The sequence below is a fragment of the Amycolatopsis sp. NPDC041971 genome, assembly GCF_055588925.1.
Genome location: NZ_JBVJCE010000004.1, coordinates 379205 through 401401, shown reverse-complemented (window position 1 = coordinate 401401; position 22197 = coordinate 379205). Strand labels below are relative to the sequence as shown.

General features: G+C 68.6%; 11 protein-coding genes. 6 read left to right on the top strand and 5 right to left on the bottom strand.

Annotated features, from left to right (window positions below):
- Nucleotides 1-167 precede the first annotated feature (167 nt).
- The 4 genes from ACZ6DT_RS12595 to ACZ6DT_RS12580 all read right to left on the bottom strand — a co-directional run bounded on the left by ACZ6DT_RS12595 (nt 168) and on the right by ACZ6DT_RS12580 (nt 13875).
- Complete coding sequence (locus ACZ6DT_RS12595) at nt 168-10643, bottom strand: amino acid adenylation domain-containing protein (protein ID WP_465592895.1); 10476 nt, start codon at nt 10641-10643, stop codon at nt 168-170.
- On the bottom strand, nt 10643-11908 hold the full coding sequence (locus ACZ6DT_RS12590) for an MFS transporter (RefSeq protein ID WP_465592893.1): 1266 nt from the start codon (nt 11906-11908) through the stop codon (nt 10643-10645). Before ACZ6DT_RS12590 ends, ACZ6DT_RS12595 begins: the two co-directional genes overlap by 1 nt.
- Nucleotides 11909-11946: 38 nt before the next feature.
- Nucleotides 11947-13287 carry a cation:proton antiporter domain-containing protein gene (locus tag ACZ6DT_RS12585; protein WP_465592890.1) on the bottom strand — a complete coding sequence of 447 codons (1341 nt, stop codon included), beginning with the start codon at nt 13285-13287 and terminating at the stop codon, nt 11947-11949.
- A gap of 168 nt (nt 13288-13455) precedes the next feature.
- Nucleotides 13456-13875 carry a hypothetical protein gene (locus ACZ6DT_RS12580; protein WP_465592887.1) on the bottom strand — a complete coding sequence of 140 codons (420 nt, stop codon included), beginning with the start codon at nt 13873-13875 and terminating at the stop codon, nt 13456-13458.
- 280 nt (nt 13876-14155) lie between these two features.
- On the opposite strand from ACZ6DT_RS12580, the gene ACZ6DT_RS12575 reads away from it, so the two are divergent.
- The 4 genes from ACZ6DT_RS12575 (at nt 14156) to ACZ6DT_RS12560 (ending at nt 18724) form a co-directional block, all read left to right on the top strand.
- Nucleotides 14156-16180: a radical SAM protein gene (locus ACZ6DT_RS12575; protein ID WP_465592884.1), complete on the top strand. Its 2025-nt coding sequence runs from the start codon at nt 14156-14158 to the stop codon at nt 16178-16180.
- Between the two features lie 9 nt (nt 16181-16189).
- On the top strand, nt 16190-16684 hold the full coding sequence (locus tag ACZ6DT_RS12570; RefSeq protein ID WP_465592881.1) for a PAS domain-containing protein: 495 nt from the start codon (nt 16190-16192) through the stop codon (nt 16682-16684).
- Nucleotides 16685-16732: 48 nt separating this feature from the next.
- A complete protein-coding gene (locus tag ACZ6DT_RS12565; protein ID WP_465592878.1) occupies nt 16733-17446 on the top strand; it encodes an AMP-binding protein in 714 nt (237 codons plus the stop codon).
- A gap of 78 nt (nt 17447-17524) precedes the next feature.
- Complete coding sequence (locus ACZ6DT_RS12560; protein WP_465592875.1) at nt 17525-18724, top strand: cytochrome P450; 1200 nt, start codon at nt 17525-17527, stop codon at nt 18722-18724.
- Between the two features lie 79 nt (nt 18725-18803).
- On the opposite strand, the gene ACZ6DT_RS12555 is transcribed toward ACZ6DT_RS12560, so the two are convergent.
- Nucleotides 18804-18968, bottom strand: a complete 165-nt coding sequence (locus tag ACZ6DT_RS12555) for a hypothetical protein (RefSeq protein WP_465592872.1) — start codon at nt 18966-18968, stop codon at nt 18804-18806.
- A gap of 276 nt (nt 18969-19244) precedes the next feature.
- Here ACZ6DT_RS12555 and ACZ6DT_RS12550 point away from each other — a divergent pair, with 276 nt between their 5' ends.
- Nucleotides 19245-20582: an MFS transporter gene (locus ACZ6DT_RS12550; RefSeq protein WP_465592870.1), complete on the top strand. Its 1338-nt coding sequence runs from the start codon at nt 19245-19247 to the stop codon at nt 20580-20582.
- A gap of 13 nt (nt 20583-20595) precedes the next feature.
- Nucleotides 20596-22191 carry an MBL fold metallo-hydrolase gene (locus tag ACZ6DT_RS12545; RefSeq protein ID WP_465592868.1) on the top strand — a complete coding sequence of 532 codons (1596 nt, stop codon included), beginning with the start codon at nt 20596-20598 and terminating at the stop codon, nt 22189-22191.
- Nucleotides 22192-22197: the final 6 nt, after the last annotated feature.

The following is a 22197-nucleotide window of genomic DNA, read 5'->3' as shown; positions in this document are numbered from 1 at the left end:
CCGGGTCGTTCCACCCCCTCGGCGGAACCGGCCGGCTGTACGGCCACACCGTGGAATCGCACCACGAGTCGATCATAGCCGGATCGAGGATCGCCTTCGAGGGAAAACGCGATGGCGAAGTCGGGCCGCCCGGAATCCGGCCCGCGAGATCAAGGCTTCCTTCGTGTTCAGGGGACGGGAAGTTCCTCGAGCATCCGGTGTAGCTCGCGGCCGAACCGGTGAATGGTGGTGGCGTCGAACAAGTCGGCGGCGTACTCGAAGGTGATGCCCAGACCGCCGCTCTCCTCGGCGAACACGACATAGAGCTCCGTTCTGGCGCAGCCCAGAACCGGCAATCCGCGTACGGTGGCCGACACGCCGGGCAGCTTCAGCTCGCCCGGAGGCGTCGTGACCACAGTGAACAACACGGCAGGGTAGCGCTCGACGTCTTGGCTGGACAGCGCGATCGTCTCGCTGAGCGGTAGGTCCTGGTGATCGAGAGAGGCGAACAGTTTCTCCGCGACGATCGGTATCACCTCGGACAACCCCGCCGTTTCGGCGAGCCGGACACGCAAGGGTATGGCTTCCCCGATCATGCCGACCGTCTGCTCGTGCTCGCGACGGCTCCGCCGGGCACTGGAGGTGGCGAGCACGATGTCCGTTTGGCCGCATGTTTTCGCGCCCCACAGCGTGAACACGCTCGCGAGCAGTACGGCCCGGGTGGTGCCGGCGGCAGCGGCGGCCTTGTCGATGCGGCGCAGCTGGTCTGGCGTGATGGACACGTGGTGCAGGTCGCCCCGGCCGGAAGGCCGGGCGGGCGGAACGCGGTCGTAGGGCAGTCGCCAGCGCAGGTCGGCGTCCATCAACTCGTTTCGCCAGTATTCGATGCCTGCGGCATGATCGATGCCCATCTGAAGGCGTGCGTGATCGGAGTGCTGGCTCTCGGGCGCGGGCAGCGCCGGGTACGTCGGGTCGATCTCGGCGGCGTACAGCTGGGACAGCTCGCGCCAGAGGATGTTCAGGGACCAGCCGTCACAGACCAGGTGATGCAGCACGAGCACCAGCACCCACCGGTCACCGTCGATTCGGCCCAGCCGGGCACGCAGCAAGGGCGCCTCGGTGAGTTCGAACGGCTCCGCGACGACTGTTCCGCACCACGCGTCGACGGCGTTCTCGGTGCCGAGGTCGTCGACCGGTAGATCAAGCGCGAACGGGGCCAGCACCTCGATCGTCCGCCCGGCGCCGGCCGCCGCGACGCGACCGCGCAAGGCGTCGTGCCGGGCGACGAGTCGCTCGAGCGCGCGGTGCAGCGCCCGCGGGTTCAGTTCGCCACGCAGGTCGACGCGATGGCCGACGTTGTACACCTGAGGTCGCGGGTTCTCCGCCTGACGTTCCCAGAGCCTGCGCTGCAGCGAAGTCATCGGCACGGTCTGGGTGACCGCCGGTACGGTCCGGCGGCCCAGTTCGGCGGCCATCGCGCGGATCGTGGGCGCGCGGAAGAACTCCGCGACCGAGACCTCCGCCCGGAACTCGTCGTTGATCCGGTTGACCAGCCTGACCACCGCGAGCGAATGCCCGCCCGCGGCGAAGAAGGACCGGTCGGCCGCCACTGTGGTCAGGTCCAGCTCGGCGCACCACAGCGCGTGCAGACGGCGCTCGATCTCGGTGGACGGCCGGACGGCGTACTGGTCCCCGGCCGTGGCCGGTGGTTCGGGCAGGGCGGAGCGGTCGAGCTTTCCGCTGGTGGTCATGGGCAGCCGGTCGAGCGCGACCCAGCGGTTCGGGACGAGGTAGGCGGGCAGGTGGTCCGCGAGGGCTTCGGAGATTCCGGCCCACGGCTCCGATGGGGCCGGGTCGGCGAGTACGACGTAGCCGACGAGTTCCGTTTCACCCCGGTGGTCCGGCCGCACGATCACCGCGGCGTCCGCCACCGCGGCGAGGCCCGCCAGCACACGTTGGGTTTCCCCGGGCTCGACCCGGTTGCCGCGGATCTTGGTCTGGTCATCGAGACGGCCGAGGAATTCGAGTGTGCCGTCGCCGCGCCACCGGCCGAGGTCACCCGTGCGGTACCACCGATCTCCCGGCCGGAGTGTGTCGGGGAGGAAAGCCGCGGCGGTCTCTTTTGGCCTGCCCAGGTAGCCTTCGGCCAGCCCCGCCCCGCCGAGGTGGATCTCGCCGACGGCGCCGATCGGGACAGCGTGCCCGGCCTGGTCGACCAGCCGCAGCCGCACACCGTCGATCGGGGCCCCGATCGGCGGACGGGACCCCTGGCTGGGATCCACCGGGTGATCCGTGGCGATGATCGACGCCTCGGTCGGACCGTACTGGTTGTGCAGCGCGCAGCCGGGATTGTCGGCCAGGAAGCGGCGCAACGCCGGGGTGAGCACGAGCGGCTCGCCGCAGCACAGGACCAACCGCAGCGATGGCGCGGTGAGGCCCGGTTCGACCAGGTACTTCAGCGGGGTGAACGGCATCAGGATCCGCTCCACCCGGTGGCGGTCGAGCACGGCGGCGACGGCGTCACGGTCCTTGTGCTGCTCGTCGTCGAGCAGTACGAGCGCCCCGCCGGAGGCCAGCGTCGAGAAGATCTCCTGAACGCTGATGTCGAAGCTCGGTGAAGTCCAGTGCAGCGTGCGCATCGGCGGATGCTGATCATTTTGCCAGGCGATGACGTTGGCAGGCCCGCGGTGCGCGACGAGGACGCCCTTGGGGGTTCCGGTGGAGCCGGAGGTGTACATGCAGTACGCGGGCGCCTCCGGCCGCACCTCCGGCAGCTCCGGCATCTCCGGGCCCGGCAAGATCTCCTCGGCGAGCAGCACCGGGAAGTCGTTCAGTACCGGATGTGAGGCGCGCATGTCCGTTGTGGTCAGCACGAGGACGGCTCCGCTGTCCTCCAGCATGAACCGGCATCGCCGCGGCGGTAGCCGTGGATCCAGCGGCAGGTACGCCGCGCCACTCTTCAGCACGCCGTAGAGCGCGGCGATCAGTTCCGGGCCTCGGGGGAGGGATACCGCCACGATCTGCCCGGTGGTGACGCCACGGGCCGCCAGCCGGCGTGCGATCGTCTCGGCACGCTGATCCAGTTCACGGTAGCTGATCTCACCGTCGTCGCTGATCAGCGCCACGTCGCCGGGCGTCTCGGCGACCTGGTGCTCGACGATCGTGTGCAGGCACCGCGCGGCGCGTTCCGGCGCGCCGTTCTGCCACCGGTCCAGTAGCCGCAGGTCTTCTTCGGTCGGCGTGGTCAGCTCGGACAGCCGAGCAGACGGATTCGCGGTCGCGCGGCGCAGAACCTGTTTCAGCAGATCCAGCGACCGGGTGATGGTCGCTTCGTCGAACAGGTCGGTGCTGTACTCGATCAGGCAGCGAACGCCGTCACGGTGTGCCGTCAGATAGAAGGCGAGGTCGAACGGCACCTCGTCGCGTGCCATCTCCAGCGCGGTGGCCGTCAGTGGTGGCGCGAAGGGCTCGTCCACGGCGTTTTCGAACTCGATCAGGACGTCGAACAGGGGATTGCGGTTCGCGGCGCGATCGGGATTCAGCAGGCCGACCAGCTCGTCGAACGGCACCCTCCGATGTTCGTACACCCTGGTGGTGCGGTCCCTGACGCGCTGGGTCAACTCCGCGAAGGTGGGGTCGCCGGACAGGTCGAGGCGGACCGGGACGGTGTCGAGGAAGAGGCCGATCGCGTCCCTCGCGGTGTCCGGCCTGCTGCTGACGACCGTGCCGACCGCGAAGTCCTGCTGCCCGCCGTAGCGGCCGAGCACGGCGCCGATCGCGCCGAGCACCACCATGAACACGGTGCTGCCGCAGGCGGCCGCGACGGCGCGCAGCGGGTCGCCGAGGCCCGCGGCCAGCTCGTCGCTCAGGGAGGCTCCCCGCCGGGACGGCACCGGTGGCCGCGGCCGGTCGGTGGGCAGCGCGAGTTCGGGCAGCCTGCTCAGTTCGTCGCGCCAGAACGCGAGATCCTCGCCGGGATCCCCGATCTCGATCTCGGTTTCGGGTCCTGGCCCGGTCCGGATCGCGGGCAGGCCCGGCCAAGCGCGGTAATGCGCGGCGAGATCACGGAGGAACACCGCGGTCGACGTCGAGTCGAAGACGATGTGGTGCGCCGCCAGACAGAACAGATGCCGATCCTCGGCGAGCCGGACCAGCGCGACGGAGATCAGCGGCCCGGTGTCGAGTGCGAGCCGGGTCGCCGCGAATCTGGCTCGGATCTCGGCAAGGGCTTCGGCTTCGGTGCGCCCGGACAGGTCGATCAGCGGGCACTCGACGGTCACCGACGGCAGCACCGACTTCCGCGGCACGCCGTCCCGCTCGTGGAAAACCGTGCGCAGGGCGGGATGCGCCGAAACCACGCGCGACACCGACTCCCGCAGCGCCGCGTCGTCCAGCGGTCCGTCCAGGCGGATCGCCTTCGGCTCGTGGTAGGCGCCGGTGCCGGGGAACATCCTTTCCAGGAACCAGATGCGCCGTTGCGCGGGGGACGGCTCGAGGCCGGACGACCGGTAGCGACGGCGCAGGCCGTCGAGCAAGGGCAGCGCGTCGAGCACCTGGTCCGGCGGGACACCGAAATCCACGAAGGCGGCGATCTCGTCGACCCCTGCCGACACCAGCGCGTCCACCAGCGGCGCGCACTGATCGGGACCGCCGATCAGGGCACGGGACGCGCAGTAGCGTTCGTACGCGTCGCCGAGCACGAACTCGACGTCTTCATCCGTCGCGCCGTCCAGGTCGACCTTCATCCCGAGACTGTCGCCGACCTGGCCGAGCAGGGAAAGCGACGAGCGCAGGTAGTCGCAGAACGGCCGGAAGGCCTGCTGCCGCGCACGTTCGTGGTCCGCGCCGAGGAAGGTGTGCACCAGCACCACGACCCGTCCCGAGCCCGGATCGAGCCCGTGTTCCGCGCGTGTGCGCCGGTAGAGCGCGATGTTTTCGGCCAGGGCGGGCACATCCTGGGTCATCAGATTGGTGACCACGCCGAGATCGGCGGCGGCCGCCCGGCGGTAGCTGTCCGGGTTGCCCACCACGGCCGCGAACAACGGCGGGCGCCGTTGGAGGGGGGCGGGATGCAGGCGGACCCGGGTCTGCGTCCCGTCGCCCGCGACGACGGCGATCTCTTCACCCGACCACAGCCGGCGTACGGTGTCCAGGTGTTCGTACATCACTTCGCGGTGGTTGCCGAAATTGCCCGGTACGAGCGCGAAATCCCTTGCATGCCAACCACTCGCCACACACAGGCCGACCCGGCCCGAAGACAGGTTGTCCACGACGGACCATTCTTCGGCGACCCGGATCGGATGATGGAGCGGAAGCACGACCGACCCGGCGTGCAACCGGATCCGCTCGGTCTGGACGGCCAGCGCGGCGGCCAGCACCGACGGGTTCGGGAAGAGCGCGCCGAACGAGTCGAAATGCCGTTCCGGCAACCAGAGGGCATGGAAGTCGTGCTGATCGGCGAAGCGCGCCGCGGCCATGATCAGCCGGTACTTGTCCTGCTGCTCCCGATCGGGATAGTCACCGAAGAAGTAAAGACTGAACGCGCACCCGTCGCTCGCCGCCGCCGGAACGGCGGGCCGGCCGACCGGCTTGGATTCGGTTTCCGCCGCCACAGTCGCCGCCACAGTCGCCGCCGCCGCGGTCGTCGGTGCGGTCGTCATCGCGGGCTCGGAGACCACGGTGACGGCAGACTCGCCGCGCACCACGTCGAGCTGCTTGTGCATCAGGTCGGTCAGCTGCCGCATCATGTCGTCCGCGAGCTGCAATTGGCGGGCCATCAAGCCGTGAAGAGAGGAACTCTCGACCGGGGCCGCGGCAGGCGGCTTGTCCTGTTCGTGGACCACCGGGACGGACGGGCCGGTCTCCGAACCGGTTTCGCCGGTGGCGGGGACCGTTCCACCGCGCCGGACGATCAGCTCGGCCACTTCGGCGGGGGTCTGCGCTTCGGAGAGCAGTTCGCGAATGCCGATCCGGACGCCGAAGGCACGCTGCAGTTCGCGAGCCAGCCCCATCAGCGCGAGCGAATCGGCCCCGCCCGCCACAAAGGACGTGTCCTGGGCCAGATCGCCCACGCCGAGCCGTTCGGCGGCGAGCCGCTGAACCTCGGCCAGGACCGCGCCGGTGGGTCCGGGCCCGGCCGGAGTCGCCGGCGGAGCGAAACGCTCGCGCTGATAGGGATGTCCGGGGAGCGGGATCCGCCGTCCCGCCGGGACGAGCGCGGGCCAGTCCAGATCGGCGCCACGACGGTAGAGCGCCGCGGCGGCGCGCAGCACCGCTTCCCGCTCGTCTTCGGCAGGCGAGCCAAGGGACGCCCGCCAGTACCGGTGCGGGAGCGCCGCCCGGCCGATCGAGCCGAGCACCTCCCGCGGGCCGATCTCCAAGTAAGCTTCACAGCCGCTCCGCTCAAGGGCGCGAAGAGACTCGTCGAAACGGGCCGTCTCCCGGATCTGCCGACGCAGGTAGTGCGCGTCCACCGAGGCGCCCGCCGGGAGCAAACCATCCAGATTGGACGCGAAGGGTATCCGGAGCCGGCCGAACCGCACCGCGGCGGCCGCGTGTTCGAACTCGTCGAGGAGGGGATCGAGCAGCGCCGAGTGAAAGGCCCGGTCCACCGGAAGCCGTTGCCAGGAAATGTTTTCCCGGTCGAGCAGGGCTTCGGTGGCCGCGATCGCCGCCGCCGTCCCGGACAGTACGCGTGACCGGTCGCCGTTGACCACCGCGACCTCGGTCCCACCGGTGGCGGCCAGCCGCCGGGCCTGCTCCGACGAGGCGCGGATCGCGATCATGCCGCCCGCTTCGGTTCGGTGCATCAGCCTGCCGCGCAGGCAGGTCAGCCGTAGCCCGTCGGCCACGCCGATCCCGTCGGCCACGGCGAGCGCCGCGTATTCCCCCAGGCTGTGCCCGACCACGTAGTCGGGCCGGACACCCCAGGACCGCCACAACGCGGCCAGCGCGATCTGGTGGCAGAACAGCGCGGGTTGGCCCTCCACAGTGGACAGTGCGGCGGCTGGATCCGGCGTGCCGAGCAACGCGTCGGCCAGCCCGACGGCGCCGAACTCTTCGGCAAGGCCCAGACACTCGTCCAGTGCTTCGCGGAAGGCGGGGAACGCGTCACGGAGCCGCGCCGACATCCCGCGATACGCCGCTCCTTGCCCGGAGAAAGCGAAGGCGAGCGCGGCGAACCCTTGCGGGGTAAGGGGTTCTTCGGTGATGGAATCGAGTGCGGTGGCCAGTTCGGCGGTGCTTCCGCCGACCACGGCGATCCGGTGGGACCGGTGCGGCCTGCCGAGCGCCATACTCGCCGCGACGTCCGGGGCACGTAGTCCGGGTCGGGCACGCAGATGATCCCGCAGCGCTCCGGTGAGCGCGGACAGCGCCGCTTCGCCGGTGGCCGACACGGGCAGCAGCACCGGTCCGGGGGTCGCCGGCGCCAGGGTGGGCACCGGGGCCTGTTCCAGTACGAGGTGGACGTTCGTGCCGCCGACGCCCAGCGCGCTGACGCCGGCCCGCCGAGGTCCATCGGTGATCCACGGGGTATTTTCCTTCGCCAGCACGAAGGGACTGCCTGCCAGCCGCAGTCCGGGGTTGGGCCGGTCGAGGTTCACCGTCGGCACCAGCTCACCGTGCTCCAGCATCAGCACCGTCTTGACCAATCCGGCGAGGCCCGCGCAGGTGTCCAGGTGGCCGATGCCGGGCTTGACCGAGCCGAGCGCGCAGAACCCGGTGCGCCCGGTTTCGCCGTAGCCCTGGCTGAGCGCCTCGAATTCGACCGGATCGCCCAGCGCCGTGCCGGTCCCGTGCGCCTCCACGTAGGTGACGGACGACGCGGGCACGCGGGCACGCGCCAGCGCCAGCCGGATGACGTCGGCTTGTCCGGCCACGCTCGGCGTCGCGAAACCCGCCGTGCGTCCGGCGTCGTTGTTCACCGCCGAGCCCAGGATCACCGCGTGCACCGTGTCGCCGTCAGCGATCGCCCGGTCGAGCCGTTTCAGTAACACCGCGACCACCCCGTTGCCGCCGACGGTGCCGTCCGCCTCCGCATCGAAGGCCCGGCAGGCACCGGTCGGCGAAAGGATCCCGCCTTCGTACGGCCGGTAGCCGGAATCCTGCGGCAGGTGGACCGCCGCCGCTCCGGCCAGCGCCAGGTCGGCATCCCCGGTGAGAAGTGCCTGGCCTGCCAAATGCACCGCGACCAGCCCGGTCGAACACGCCGTCTGCACCCCGACCGCGGGCCCCGACAGTCCCAGCCGGTTCGCCACCCGGCCGGCCAGGAAATCGGGCTCCGACCCCATCGCGGCCTGCATCGCGGCCAATTCGTCCACCGCGGGCGGGCGCCCGTACTCCCGTACGCGCCGCTGGTGGCCGTAGAGCTGCATGCCCGCACCGGCGAACACACCGATCCTGGTCTCCACGCCGGTCGCCGCGTACCCGCCGGATTCGAGTGCCTCGTGACAGCACTCCAGGAACATCCGGTGCGCCGGCTCGGTCAGGGCCGTCTCGTGCGGGCTCATCCCGAAGAACTCCGCGTCGAACGAGTCCACGTCGTCGAGCACGCCCGCGACCGGGACCACCCCCGGCTCCACCGGTCCGTCGAAGGTCCGCACACTGCACACACCGGCACGCAGATTCGCCCAGAACCCGGCGAGGTCCGCCGCGCCGGGCAACCGCGCCGAGACGCCGATGATCGCGATCCGCTCCTCGGGTGCCGGGGTCGCCGGGACTGCGGGGCGCGGCCGCCGGGCGGTGCCGGCCAGATGACCGGCGAGCCGGGCGGGGGTCGGGTACTCGAACACGGCGGTCGGCCGTACCTCCCGGCCCAGCCGCTCGGTGAGGGTCGCGGTCAATTCGACCACGGACACCGAGGTCAGGCCCGCCTCGTAGAAAGGTGTCGACGGATCGACGTCGCGGCCGAGCACGTCCCGGACGGCCGAAAGGACCGTGGACTCGACGTCGGCCGGCGCGATGTCCGCCCGCCCGAGTTCCCCGGCGACCAGCCGTCGTCGCAACTCGGCCCGCTGGATCTTGCCGCTGCCCGTCCGCGGAAAGGTTTCGTGCGCGACCGGGACGACCTGGGACACCGCCAGCCGCAACCGGGTGAACACCGCTTCACGCACCGCCTTCGCGACCGCGTCGAACTCGGTCGCGGGTGCCGCACTGGCCACCAGGACGATCAAATCCTCCGTACCGGTCTCCGCGTTGGGAACGCCCACCGCCGCCACCTCATCCGCACGGGCGCCGCTCGCCGCGCGGGCGACCTCCTCGATCTCGTGGCAGAAATGGTTCTGTCCATTGAGGATGATCAGATCCTTGGCGCGCCCGGTGATCACCACCTGGCCGTGCGCCAGGAATGCGAGGTCACCCGTGTCCAGCCAGCCCCCTTCGACGAACGCGGCCCGATTCGCCTCTTCGTCACGCAGGTAGCCGGGCGTGACGCGCGCGGAGCGCACCTGCAGCCTGCCGATCTCACACTCGCGCAGCAGCTCGCCCCGGTCGTCCACCACTCGCACGCTCGCCCCCGGCGCGGGCGGCCCGACCGCCACGAACATGCTGCACTCGTGGTCGTCCGAGGATCCGGTGGCGTGGCGCAGCTCTCCGCCGAGGCTCGACTTCAGGACACGGTGCACGCTTTCCGGTGAACCGAGCCGTCCGAAAGTGATCGCGGTGACCGTCTCGGCCATGCCCCACACCGGCATGATGTCGGTTTCCTCGATGCCGAATCGGGCGGTGCACTCGAGAAAACGCTCCATCACCGGCAACTGGATCTGCTCACCGCCGCAGACCAGCGTCCGGACCGTGGACAGGTCCCAGCCGCGGGAGTTCTCCGGCGGGGCGGCCCCGGACAACGCGGAGGCCACTCGCGCGAAGCCGAACATCGGCGCCCAGCTGTGCGCGACCCGGTACTCCGCGAGCAGATCCAGCCAGGTGCCCGGCCGGGCGAGGACCAGCTCTGTCGGGACGTGCACGTTGGTCACCCCGGCGAACACTTCGAGCACGTGGTAGAGCAGCAAAGCACCACTGTGGTCGACCGGCAGCCAGTTCAGGGTGGTGTCGCCGGGCCGCAGGCCGAGCGCCTCGCGGGAGCCGGCGGCGAATTCCATCAGGCCGAGATGCGTCAGGGGAATCCCCTTCGCGGCGCCGGTGCTCCCGGAAGACAGCATCACGAGCGCCGGATCGGCCGGGTCCGGCCGGTGCGCTTCGAGCATGGGCGGTTCACTCATCGGTTCCGTCGAGACACGTTCGAGCCGCAGGCCGGACAAGCCGGGATCCGCGTCCGCGACGAGTACGAGGGGATCGTGCAGCAGTTTCGCCACGTGCCGGACCCGTCGCCGTAACGCCTCATCCCCGGTCGCGCCGGCGATCGGCACCGGTAGCGCCCCGCCGAGCACGCATCCCCAGAAAAGCGGGAAGAATTCGGCGAGCGGCAGGCCGAACAGCACGACCGGGTCACCGGGGCCGACCTCGAGTTCCCGTAGCCGTGCCTGTACGGCGCTCGCCTTGGCCAGTAGCTCCGGATAGGTACAGTGACTCGGCCTGCCTGCCGAATCCAGCGTCACCACCGCGCTGCCGGGTGCGTGGGCCGCGGCGTTGCGCAACGCCCGCGCGAGATCCACCCGCTCGACGGCACCCAGGTCGAGCGGTTCTCCGTGAACCAGCGCTTCCCCCATCACGACCCTCTCTTCGATACCTTCTCGACGCCGGGCGACGCATCACCGGCAAACGACCGACGGCCGCGGACACGCAGCAGGAAGATCCCCACCACGAGAACAGGAAGACAGTGGTAGGCGGCGACCACGATAAGCGGAGACACCACCTCGAGCACCAGTCCGCAGGTGGCCATCCCGGCGGCGAAACCGGCCGTCTCCGCGGTGGCCGACAAACCGAACAACCGGGCACGCTCCGCTTCCGGCGCCGCCTGAAGCCTGCTCAGGTACGCGACCTCGGTCAGCCCGTCGGCGAGACCGGCGACGAACAACACCGCCACCATCACCGGAACCGGCAGCCCGGTGAACGCGACCACGAACGCCACGGACATGAGCACGGTCCCCATCGCGAACACGCGCTCGTCGAGCCGCACCCCGCCCCCGCGGTCCATCCTGCGCACCAGCCATTGCACCGCGATGCCGCCGATGGCCCACGCCGTCCAGAACCAGCTCATGAACGCGTACGGCGCGTCCGGCCACTCCGTACCCGCGTGGATCGGAAGGGCCACGTTGTGCGACGCCGACCCGAAGGCGTCCGAACCACGGATCAGCACCAGGGTCAGGACGGCCGAGGACAGCCCCGCCAGCACCGGCAGCCTCGGGCCGCCCGACGGTGCGATGGCTTCGTCCTGACCGGATGTGCTGGTACGCACGGGAAGTATCCACAACACCGTCGCGGACACCAGGAACGACGCGGCATTGACCAGAAACGCGGCCTCGAACCCGCCCGCCAGAACCACGACAGGCGCCGACGCATAGCCCAGCACCGTTCCCAGCGACCGCCCCGCGACGAGTCTGCCGTTCGCCAGGACCCGGTGCTCCTGACCCACCATCGCGGGCACGCTCGTCCGCAGCGACACCGAGAACACCGTGTTTCCGGCACCGAGCACGGTGGCGGCCATTAGCAGTCCACCGAGCCCGGCCGCCTGCCCGGCGACGCCGAGCCCGACCATCGCCGCCGCCTGGGCGAGATCCGCACCGACCATCAACCGCTTTCGATCGAAGCGGGCGGCCAGCCTCCCGGCCAGCATTCCGGACAGGAGGCCGGAACCGACGCGGACGGCCATCACCACACCGAGACCGACCGGCCCGCCGGTCACCTGGAGCGTGAACAGGCTCAACGCGATCAGATTGAGAAAGGTTCCGAAGGAGGACACCGAATAAGCCACGAGGAACGCCCAGAACGCGACGCTCCCGGTGCCGGTGATCCTGGTGCGGAAGACGAACATCGAGACCCCTGACCGTCGGCCGAACGGGTTACGGTTGTCTACTGGCGCATCGGTACCTCGGCTTCGGCGTGCCCGGTCTTCTTTTCCGGCAGGAACTCGGCTTGGGTGGCCAGAGCGCGTTCGAGTCGCTCCGGCAACGCCCATCGATAGAGCGGCACCGCGAGCGCGGTGGTGATGACGGCGACGAGCACCAGCATGGAGAACAGCTCCTGGGTGATCATCTGCTGCGCCAGCCCGATGTTGATGAAGATGAGGATCATCAGGCCGCGGGCGTTCATCAGCCCGCCGACGGCGTAGGACTCTCGCCACGAGAAGCCGATCCCGCGCATCGCCAGCGCGCAGCCGAAGTACTTGCCGATGAATCCGGCGACGAGGATCAGGAGGAACGGCAGCAGCATCGCCCAGCTCGCGAGCCCGTCGAGCCGGGTGTTGAGGCCGGAGAAAGTGAAGAAGACGGGGAGCAGCAGCACGCAGACGACGTCCATCATCCGGCCCTGCAGCGCCGCCCGGAACGCGGGATCGCGGGGCATCGCCAGTCCGGCGACGAACCCGCCGAACACCGAGTAGATGCCGATGAGGTCGGTGGCGAACCCCGCCAGCAGCACGATACCGAGTATGAGGTACAGCTGGTCGAAGCCGAGTTTCCCGGTGCGGGCGACCCGCTCGCCCAGCGGGCGCAGCAGCGGGCGGACGCCCAGGAGCATGACCGCCGCGAACACGCCGGAGAGCCCGATGGTCACCAGCGCGGTGCCCGCTCCGGATCTGGCGTTCAGTGCCGAGAGCAGGGCGAGCAGGCACCACGCCGCCGCGTCGTCGACGGAGGCGCCGAGCAGGGTGAGCCTGCCGATCTTCGTGTTCTGCAGGTTGCGTTCGTAGAGGATGCGGGCGAGCATCGGGAACGCGGTGATGGAAAGCGCGCCGCCGAGGAACAGCGCGAACTCGAATTTGCCGATCCCTGGCCGCGTCAGTGTGTCGTAGAGAACCAGGCCCACGGCGGCGCCGAGCGCCAGTGAAGGCAGCATGCCGGAGAGGGCCAGCGTCAGGCCGTTGCGGCCGGCGCCCTTGGTCCCGTGGTCGAGCCCGGCGCCGACGAGGAACATGAACAGGGTCAACCCGATCGTGCTCAGCACGTAGAGGATCGGCTTGACCTCGGGTGCGAAGATCGCGCGCTGCGCGGCCGGGAACAGGGCTCCGAACAGGGTCGGGCCGAGCAGGACCCCGGCGACCATCTCACCCAGCACCCGTGGCTGCTTGAGCAGCAGTGCCAAACGACCGCAGAGCGCGGACGCGGCGAGGATGACGATGATGGCGGGCAGGACCTTGAGGGTGAGCGCCAGGTTCGGGTCGACGACGGCGCCGGCCAGAGTGCTGTTCTGCATGCAGATCCCCTTGTCTGTGCGGTCGATCGCCGACGAGGAAAGCTCGTTCACCCTCACCGGGCGCGCTGGTCCGGCTGGATGGAGCGGAAGAACCTTTCGAGGGCAAGGACTTCCGGTTCGGCACCAGCCTTGGGCCCTGGGTAAGTCTGCTCGTACAGGACGGTCGAGTCATCGTCGCGGTCGAACGTGGATCGCGGTCGAGATCGACGCCGTCGGCGGCCTTCCGATACCCGGCGACGAGGTGGCCGGCCCCAGTGCCCGGATCGAGTGCCCGACACGACCGTTCGCGCGCAGCCGGGAATCCCCGATGTCGTACCGTGTCGTCAGCCGGGGGTGAGTGCGGGCGATGTGCCGCTCATGCGCCGCCACACTTTTGTGCACAGTGTCCACTTCGGACGGACCATGGCCGAGCGCGCCGCGACGTTTCGCGACGGCCGCTTCGCCGACGACGTTCGCGCGGCCATCCGCCGCCGTGACGACGTCGAACCCGCTTCTGGAGAGCGAAGCCGCTCCGGCGGCGCTGGCCGGAATGGTCCAAAAGAGAGGTGTATCGGAAGTCCGTGCTTCGGCGGCCGGCGTCGTGCTCAAGACCGGCGACAAGGAGCGTCCCAGTGCGATCGATCTACGGCCGATGGTAGGTCGCATTGCTTCCTCTCTGTTATGAGGACAGCTGTGACTAGCCCGAACGAGTGGCGTCGTTCGCCGGGCGGATCAAGTACGGCTCACCCCAGTGATCGTGCTGGTCATGCTAGGGGTCAATCGCGGTTCGGACAATGCTCGTCTGCCGAGAAGTGACTTGTTGACGAGGTACATGTCGCGCTATAGCCTCAAAGTGGTTCCGGGGGTGGAACCGGCCGGGGGTGTGAGAATGCCAGAGCGCGCGGACCTGCTGCTGCTCAATGCGTCGAACTATCCGGGCCTTCCGATTTTTCCCTATGCGTTCGTGCAGGTTTCCGCGATTGCCCGTCGCCACGGACTGACCGTCAGACGTCTCGATCTGCTCGGTTCACCACGCGAAGAATGGCCGGACAGGCTCCGCGCGGCGATCGTCGAAATGGCCCCTCGTATGGTGGGTACTCATCTGCGGCAGGCGGATTCGCTTTACATCTGGGATTACGCGGAGCCCGACCTTCCCGGAATGCCCGTCAGTACTGGCCGGAACTATTTCCCGGTGGACGACACGAAGTACCTGATCGACACGGTGCGTTCGCTCGCCGATGTCCCGGTGGTCGTCGGCGGCTTCGGCTTCACCACCCACGCGCGGCGCCTGATCTCCTTGCTCGAACCGGATTTCGGTATCCAGGGGGAACCGGACGACTTCTTCGCGAAGTTCGAACAGGTACTGGCCGCCACCGATCTCGAGAACGTCGACAACCTGATCCACCGCGGCGAGCGGGGTCACACCTTCAACAGCCGGGTCTTTTACGGACCCGCGCAACATCGTGAGTACAACGAGGAGATCCTCGCCGAGCTGGTGGATTTCTACGGATCCCCGGGGATCTTCGCGCCGGACGGGCCGCATGTCGCGGTCGAGGTCATGCGGGGGTGCCCGTATCGCTGCTATTTCTGCACCGAGCCGATGGTCAAGGGCAGGCAGCAGCACCAGCGGGATCCCGACGTGGTGATGGCCGAGGTCGAATTCCTCGCCGAGCGCGGCGTCCCCCGCGTCTGGCTGATCTGCTCCGAGATCAACGCCGGGAGCAACGAGTCGCTGCTGGAGTTCGGGAGGCGGTTCGCCCGATTCAACCAGGCGCGGCCGGGCCACCGGAGAGTGTCCTGGTCCGCGTACTTCCTGCCGAATCCGCCGCTCGAAGCCGAGCAGATGCGCGGTTTGCTGGACGCCGGGTTCGAGCCGGGCTGGAACCAGTTCATGTCCTTCGACGACACCAATCTGAAAAAGACCAAGGTGCCGTACCGCAAGCGCCACGCGCTGCGAGCCCAGCTGGACTGGGCGATCGAGATGCGCGCACACGCGGAACGCACGGGCAGGCCGACGCGAGGACATCGTCTCGACATGTTCCTCGGCAACTCGTTCGCGGACGCGCGGACGATCACGGAGACACTCTTCGCGATGAACGAGGCCGGTCTGTCGGATTATCATGACAGTGGCCTGATCACCCGGGCGACCAGGCTGTTCGACCTCGGCCAGGGGCCGATGGGGGACGCCTCGCCGGACGCCGTGTTCTCGATCGGCCCCGGCGGGATGCTGCCGGAGCCGGATCTGCTCTACCCGACGTTCCACTATCCCGAAGACCTCGTCGCGCGCCTTGGCGGGCGGGAGGCGGTGGACGAGCTGTTCGGGTACCTCGAGGATACTTTCTTCTCGAGAGCGCACGAAGCCAAGAAGGACTGGGTGGGGTTTCTCCGGGACGCGGCCGAACCCGGTGAGCTGGCGGCATGGTGTCTTGGCAGGCGGGACACATTGGACGCGTTCGAACTCAGGTCGGCGGACGAGACCGTGGTCGGCTCGGTTTCGGAACTTGTCGGAAAAGTCTGCGATCCCGGCGGATCCGGAGTGGTCGCGGAAATCCTGCGGCCGGGCCGGGTACCGACGAAGGTGGAAAACGCCGTCGCGTTCGTCCTCGCCGAAGTGGTACTGGCCGCATACGGCGGGGAAATCGATCGTCTGCTGCATCCGCTCGGCCTCGTGCGTGCCGATGACGGCGGCCTGAAAGGGACGGAATACGATCTGCTCAAAATTCTCTGCCGCCGGTTCACCTCGGCGGCCGACCTCTTCGAGTTCGTCGAAGCGGAATTGGGTGTTCCGAAGCGATCACCGGAATACTTCGCGCTGCGTTTCTACTTGTACCGCTACAACCTCAAGCTACGGCCGGATTATCGCGAAATTATTTTCGATGGCATGTTCGCAGGTGACGGGATATTCGCAGAGTAAGGAGTCGGCATGGGAGTCGAACAGCGGATCGCGGCCGGAGAACTGGACGATCTGGAGTTCCGCGGTGAAATCGAGAACGGCAGGCTGGTACCGGGTGGTGTCCTGAGCGATCAGGAAGTGATCGACGGCATCGAGGTCGGCATCTACGTCCTGGAGAAGGACGGCACGCTGATCTCGTGCAACAAGACGGCGATCGGCGCCTGGGGCCGGTCACCGGAACTGGGCACCAGTGAAAAATACTGCGGTGCCTTCCGGCTCCGCTACCCATCCGGTGACGTGATGCCGCACGAGAAGGCGCCGCCCGCGGTGGTCATCAACAACGGCGGCACCGTCCGGAACGCCGACGTCATCTGTGAACAACCCGACGGTAACCGGATCCTCGCGCTGGTCAACGTGTTCCCGATCCGGAACGAATCGGAGGAGGTCGTGGGGGCGGTCAACATCTTCCGCCACAACACGGCGAAGACGGTCCCCGGTCTCGCCGTCGGGACCGGCGTCGGCTGAGGTCCGGCAGCGGGGGAACAACTGTCCACGGTGCCCAGTGAACAGAGGATGGCAAGCGTGACATCGAGGTCCGCGCACCGGCTTCATTCAGTGGTCGAAGCGGTGGACGGCAGCCTCGGCGTGTGGCCCGTCGGTAAACCCGTGACCGCCGGCCGGTGGGCACGGGGCGAGGCCCGGTCCCGTGCCGGGTGCCTCGCCGAGATCGACGGGATGTCCGTTGCCGCACCGGGATCACCTCCCGGTGCGGCAGGGTCAGGTGAAGGCGGACTGACCGGCTTGTTCGCCGGAACCGCGGCCCGGTTTCCGGACCGATACGCGATCAGCGAAGGTGACGACCGGTTGACCTACGCGCGATTGGACGCTCCGAACGGCGTTCTCGCCGACGAACTCCCCGCACAGGGGATCGGCCGTGGCGACCGGGTGGCGTTCCAGCTCGAGCGCGGGGTTCCGATGATCGTCGCCCTGCTGGGGATCCTGAAGTCGGGTGCGCCTACGTCCCGGTCGACAGCCGGTACCCGGCCGCCCGCCGGGAACGGATGGCGGCTTGCTCGACTCCGCCGTGAACGAGATTCTCCGGTGGGCGACGACGAACGCCTACGTGTTGCGCGTCCCGACCCGCGCTGTGTTGGTCGGGAAGAGGAAGATCCTGGCGGGGAAGCCGGTGACACGGTGGAACGTGTCCGCGAACCGGACGAAGATCAGTTCGCGGAGGCGGACTGCGAGTGCTGTTCGGGCCACTCGCCCGAAGCAGGATCCAGGTGACGCTCGCCGGGGAGGTCGTCCGCCTCCGCCCTATTTCACCCAGGTCAGTCGCTGAAGAAGACGGGGGAGTGGTATCGCATGGAGGCGGTCGAGGAGGTCGTACTGGCCGAGGATGTCGAAAAGCACCTGGCCTGGCTTCGCACGATGCGCGAGACCGCGCCCATCGCGTTCGACGAGGAGACCGGGCTCTGGCATGTGTTCGGCTATGCCGAGATCGCGGCGATGCTGAACGACCCCGCCGTGTTCAGTTCGGAGTTCGGGCAGTCGGCGCGGCAGGAGGAATTGGGCTTGTCGCTGAAGGGGAACCTCGTCGTCGTGGACGGGCGGCGACATCGGCAGCTGCGTGGCCTGGTCAACCAGGCGCTGACGCCGCGGAGCATCAACGCGCTGGCAGGCCGCGTCGAGCGGATCACGCACGACCTGCTCGACGCGGCGGAGGAGCGTGGCCGGATGAATCTGGTCGAGGACCTCGCGCATCCGCTGCCCGTGACGGTGATCGCCGAACTCCTGGGGGTGCCTGCCGAGGATCGCGCGCAATTCCGCGTCTGGTCGGACGCGTTGCTGGCACTTCGGCCGGATCTTCCGTCCGAGTCGGCGGACTACGCCGAGGACACGGTGATCGAGTCGACCTTGCCCTGGGTGCGGGACATGAGCGAATACCTGCTCGCCCACGCCAGGCTGCGCCGGGTCATGCCCGAGGACGATCTGGTGAGCAGACTGGTCGAGGCGGAGATCGACGGGAATCGGCTCGATGACGAGGAGATCGTCGGCTTCTCCGCGCTGCTCCTTTTCGCCGGGCACATCACGACCACGATGCTGCTCGCCAATACCGTCCTCGCCCTGCACGAGAACCCGCGGGCTCACGCGGATGTTCGCGCCGATCCCGGCCTCCTGCCAGGGGCGATCGAGGAGATACTGCGGTTGCGCCCGCCGGACGCCCGGCTGGAACGCAGGGTCACGAGGGAAGTGGTGGTCGGCGGGCACGTGCTGCCCGCGGGCGGGTTCGTCTCACTGTGGGTGTCTTCGGCGAATCGTGACGAACGAGCATTCCCGGACGCGGAGGTATTCGATATCCGGCGCAGCCCGAACAAGCATCTGTCCTTCGGGCACGGTGTGCATTTCTGCCTCGGTTCGCCTCTCGCCCGGTTGCAGACCCGGATCGCCGTGCACGCGCTGTTGTCGCGATATCCGGGGTTGCGGGTCGCGCCCGATGAGCCTGTCCTTTTCCATCATCCCGGCGCGCGGAACGCGGTCCGGAGTTTTCTGGTCGAGACCTGATTTGATCATCGGCGACGGGTTCGGCGCGCGAAAAGGCCGTAGCCGCGATTCGCGACTACGGCCCGGTTCGATCCGGAGGTCAGCGGCCCTGATGTGCCTGGTGCGCCTGATGTCCTTGCCGGGTCTGATGTCCCTGGTGAGCCTGGTGCCCCTGATGTGCTTGGTGTCCCTGGTGGGACTCGTGCGCCGATCCCGTTTCCGGCGTCCAGTTGTCGAGATCGAGAACCTTCTTGGCAGCGCTCATCTACATCTCCTCGGTGTTGAACGGAGCGACAGCCGACCCGTCCCCCCGTTTGTGAATTCGGCTTCACTCGATCCGTGTCCGAATGCGACCCCGGAGTTTCGAGTTCTCGAATTCGAGAGTACCGATGGCTGGATCTTGCGTCAAGAATAGTTTCCGATGCGGAAGGTGAAGTGTCGAATTCGGTTGTCCGGACCCCGCCTCCGACATTATGCTGGCCATTCGCAGGTTCACCGCGGTGCGGGGCCGGTGTCGACGACGATCGCAGGAAGGACCTGGATGTCCGAGCAGTCTCCCGGTACCGGTTCCGATGGACCGGGGTCCGCCGGGGATTCGCCGAGCGGCGGGGATGCGGCGAAGGCCGGCGGTACCCGCAAGGCGCGGCCCAAGATTCTTTCCCGGTATCCCGATTTCCGGTACTTCTGGCTCGCCAGAGTCATTTCCCTCGTCGGTGACGGCGCCGCGACGATCGCTCTCGTACTGCTGGTCAGCGGCCGCGATGGTGGTTCCGGCGTCGCGCTCCTGCTCATCGCCGAATCGGTCCCGCGCTTTTTCGGCCCGGTGGCCGGTGCGCTCGCCGACCGGCTCAGTCCGCGAATCGTGCTGGTGGGGGGCGAATTCGGGCAGGCGGCCATCTTCGTGGTGATCGCGATCTGGGTGCCGAGCCTGCCGGTGCTGTTGCCGTTGGTGGCCGTCGCCGCGTTCCTGGCGACGATGTACTCGGCCGGAGGACGCGCGCTGGTGCCGCGCCTGATCCCGCCGGAGGATCGGGTTTCCGCCAATGCCTGGATCAGCACCGCCTTCAACCTGCAGGGAGCGGTCGGCCCGGTGCTGGGCGGTGGACTGATCCAGTTGCTCGGTTCCTCGGCCGCGTTCGGAGTGAATGCGGCGAGCTTCTTGATCGGTGGGCTGCTGCTCGCCTGGCTGCCGAAGCTGGCGGCACTGGGCAGGGAACGCCGAAACGAGCCCCGTGAGCGCTTCTTCGGCGAGGTGGTGGCCGGGCTGCGTTACGTCCGCACGAATTCGCTGGTGCGCAACGTGATCATTCTGCTGGCGTGCGGAGTTTTCTTCGGCTCCATGGACAATCTCGCGCTGGTCTTCCTCGCCGGTGACCTGTCCGCGTCCCCGACCGCCTTCGGCGTGCTGAGCGCGGCCTTCGGGGTGGCGATGGTGGGTGGCTCCGCCCTGCTGACGACCGGCCGTGGCGGCGGTTCCCCGCACCTGCTCTTCCTCGGCGGCTGGATCGCGACCGGGGTGGGCCTCGCCTTGACCGGGCTCGCGCCGTTCCTCGCGCTCGCGGTCGTCATGCAGGCGTTCGCCGGGTTCGGGAACGCGTTCGGCAACGTCGGTGAAGAGTCGATGCTGCAACGGGCCGTGCCCGCCGCGATGCTCGGCAGGGTCAGCGGCGTGATCTCCGCGAGCGTGATGATCGGCAGCACGGCCGCGTACGCGGCGGGCGGAGTACTTCTGAACGCGACTTCGGCGACCGTGGTGTTCCTGGTCGCCGGTCTCGGCCTCGCCGCGGTGACGGCGCTGCTCTGGGTGCCGGTGGTCCGGAGCTGGCGCAACCTGACGGAGGCCGAATCAGTGGAAGCAGGTTCGACAGGACAGCAGTGACAGGGGGACAGAGATGCCAGTCGATTCCGCACGGTACCTGCGAGGAGCCGTGTCGGCACAGCCGACGATCCACCGCTGGTACGCGTGGCCGCATCTGGTGAGCCCGCATACCGCGGCGTTCAACTTCCGGGAGCGGATCCTGCCAGGGATGCGCAGCTATCTGAAAGCGCCTCAGGTGCACCAAGCGGCGTTGCGGAACCCGGGTCGCTACGGCGGTCCCTTCCTCGCGGCCGGCGCGAACGAGCCTTCCGTCATCGCCGAGCTGCTGGCCCGGATCGAACGTGACGGCAGGTCGTTGCTCGAGTTCGCCGACGCCGTCGACACCGCACGCAAGCTGCTTCAGGACCAGGCCACGGGGGGCCAGCTCGCCCCGCTGTATCCGCGGCTGCCGGAGCCGTTGCGCGGTCACGTGGAGCTGACCTACGACCTGGCCGACCGGCCTTCGCTCCGGTTCTTCGAAGCGATGCTCTACCGGTCCGAATACTACGATCGCTCGGCACAGCGGATTTCCCTGCTGGCCGCGCCCGATCCCGCGCAGCCGTTCACCTTCAACAGCCCGATCCTGCCTGCCGCGGATCGGCTCGACCTCTCCGTCCCGTTCGACTCGCCGGTGCTGGACGAACTCTTCGCCGCGCGGACCAGGCCCGTGGACGTGACCGCGCTCGGCGAAGCATTAGGGCTCACGGGATCCGACGCCGAGACGTTCGCCGGGTCGTTCACCGAGGCGCCGCCCTCACCTCGGCAGCCCATCGAGGGTGACGGCGTGCGCATGCGCTTCTACGGTCATGCGTGTGTGTTGCTGGAGACCTCGACGAGTTCGGTGCTGCTGGATCCCTTGATCGGGTACACCGACGACGGGCATCGGCACTTCACGTTCGCCGATCTGCCCGACCGGATCGACGCGGTCGTCCTGAGCCACGCGCATCCGGATCACGTGTCGGTCGAAACGCTGCTCCAGTTGCGGCACCGGGTCGGCACGATCTTCGTGCCCGCCGACTCCGGCGGATCGCTGGCGGATCCCGGGCTGCGCCCGATGTTGCTGGCGCTCGGTTTCCCACGGGTCGAAGCACTCACCGAACTCGACACGCGGCGGGCGGGTGCCGACCTCGAGATCACCGCGCTGCCCTTCCTGGGTGAGCACGGCGACCTGGACATCAGATCGAAAATGGTGCCGCTCGTCGAGCTGGCCGGGCGCCGGTTCGTCTTCGCCACGGACATGACGCTCGCGGCACCGGAACTGTTCGAACAGCTCGCTCCCCGGATCGGCGTGGTCGACGCCTTGTTCGTCGGCCTCGAATGTGTCGGCGCCCCGATGTCGTGGATGTACGGACCGCTGATGGAAAAGCGTCCGGGGCTCGCCGCCGACGACAGCCGCGCGCTGCGCGGGTCCGACGCGCGGATGGCCGACTCGCTGGCTCGGCTGATCTCGGCGCGGCACGTCTACGCCTACGCCATGGGGTTCGAACCCTGGCTGCGTCACCTGACCGGTTCGGCCTACGACCCCGAGTCCGAGCAGGCGAAGCAGACCGCATTGCTCGCCGAAGCCTGCGGACGGCGTGGCGTGCCCGCCGAACTGCTCCATCTTCAAGCCGAACGACTGTGGGCCTGACGGGCG

Coding starts and splice junctions, on each gene's coding strand:
- ACZ6DT_RS12595 (WP_465592895.1), bottom strand. CDS start 10,643: ATGGGGGAAGCGCTGGTTCACGGAGAACCGCTCGACCTGGGTGCCGTC.
- ACZ6DT_RS12590 (WP_465592893.1), bottom strand. CDS start 11,908: ATGTTCGTCTTCCGCACCAGGATCACCGGCACCGGGAGCGTCGCGTTC.
- ACZ6DT_RS12585 (WP_465592890.1), bottom strand. CDS start 13,287: ATGCAGAACAGCACTCTGGCCGGCGCCGTCGTCGACCCGAACCTGGCG.
- ACZ6DT_RS12575 (WP_465592884.1), top strand. CDS start 14,156: ATGCCAGAGCGCGCGGACCTGCTGCTGCTCAATGCGTCGAACTATCCG.
- ACZ6DT_RS12570 (WP_465592881.1), top strand. CDS start 16,190: ATGGGAGTCGAACAGCGGATCGCGGCCGGAGAACTGGACGATCTGGAG.
- ACZ6DT_RS12565 (WP_465592878.1), top strand. CDS start 16,733: ATGGCAAGCGTGACATCGAGGTCCGCGCACCGGCTTCATTCAGTGGTC.
- ACZ6DT_RS12560 (WP_465592875.1), top strand. CDS start 17,525: ATGGAGGCGGTCGAGGAGGTCGTACTGGCCGAGGATGTCGAAAAGCAC.
- ACZ6DT_RS12555 (WP_465592872.1), bottom strand. CDS start 18,968: ATGAGCGCTGCCAAGAAGGTTCTCGATCTCGACAACTGGACGCCGGAA.
- ACZ6DT_RS12550 (WP_465592870.1), top strand. CDS start 19,245: ATGTCCGAGCAGTCTCCCGGTACCGGTTCCGATGGACCGGGGTCCGCC.
- ACZ6DT_RS12545 (WP_465592868.1), top strand. CDS start 20,596: ATGCCAGTCGATTCCGCACGGTACCTGCGAGGAGCCGTGTCGGCACAG.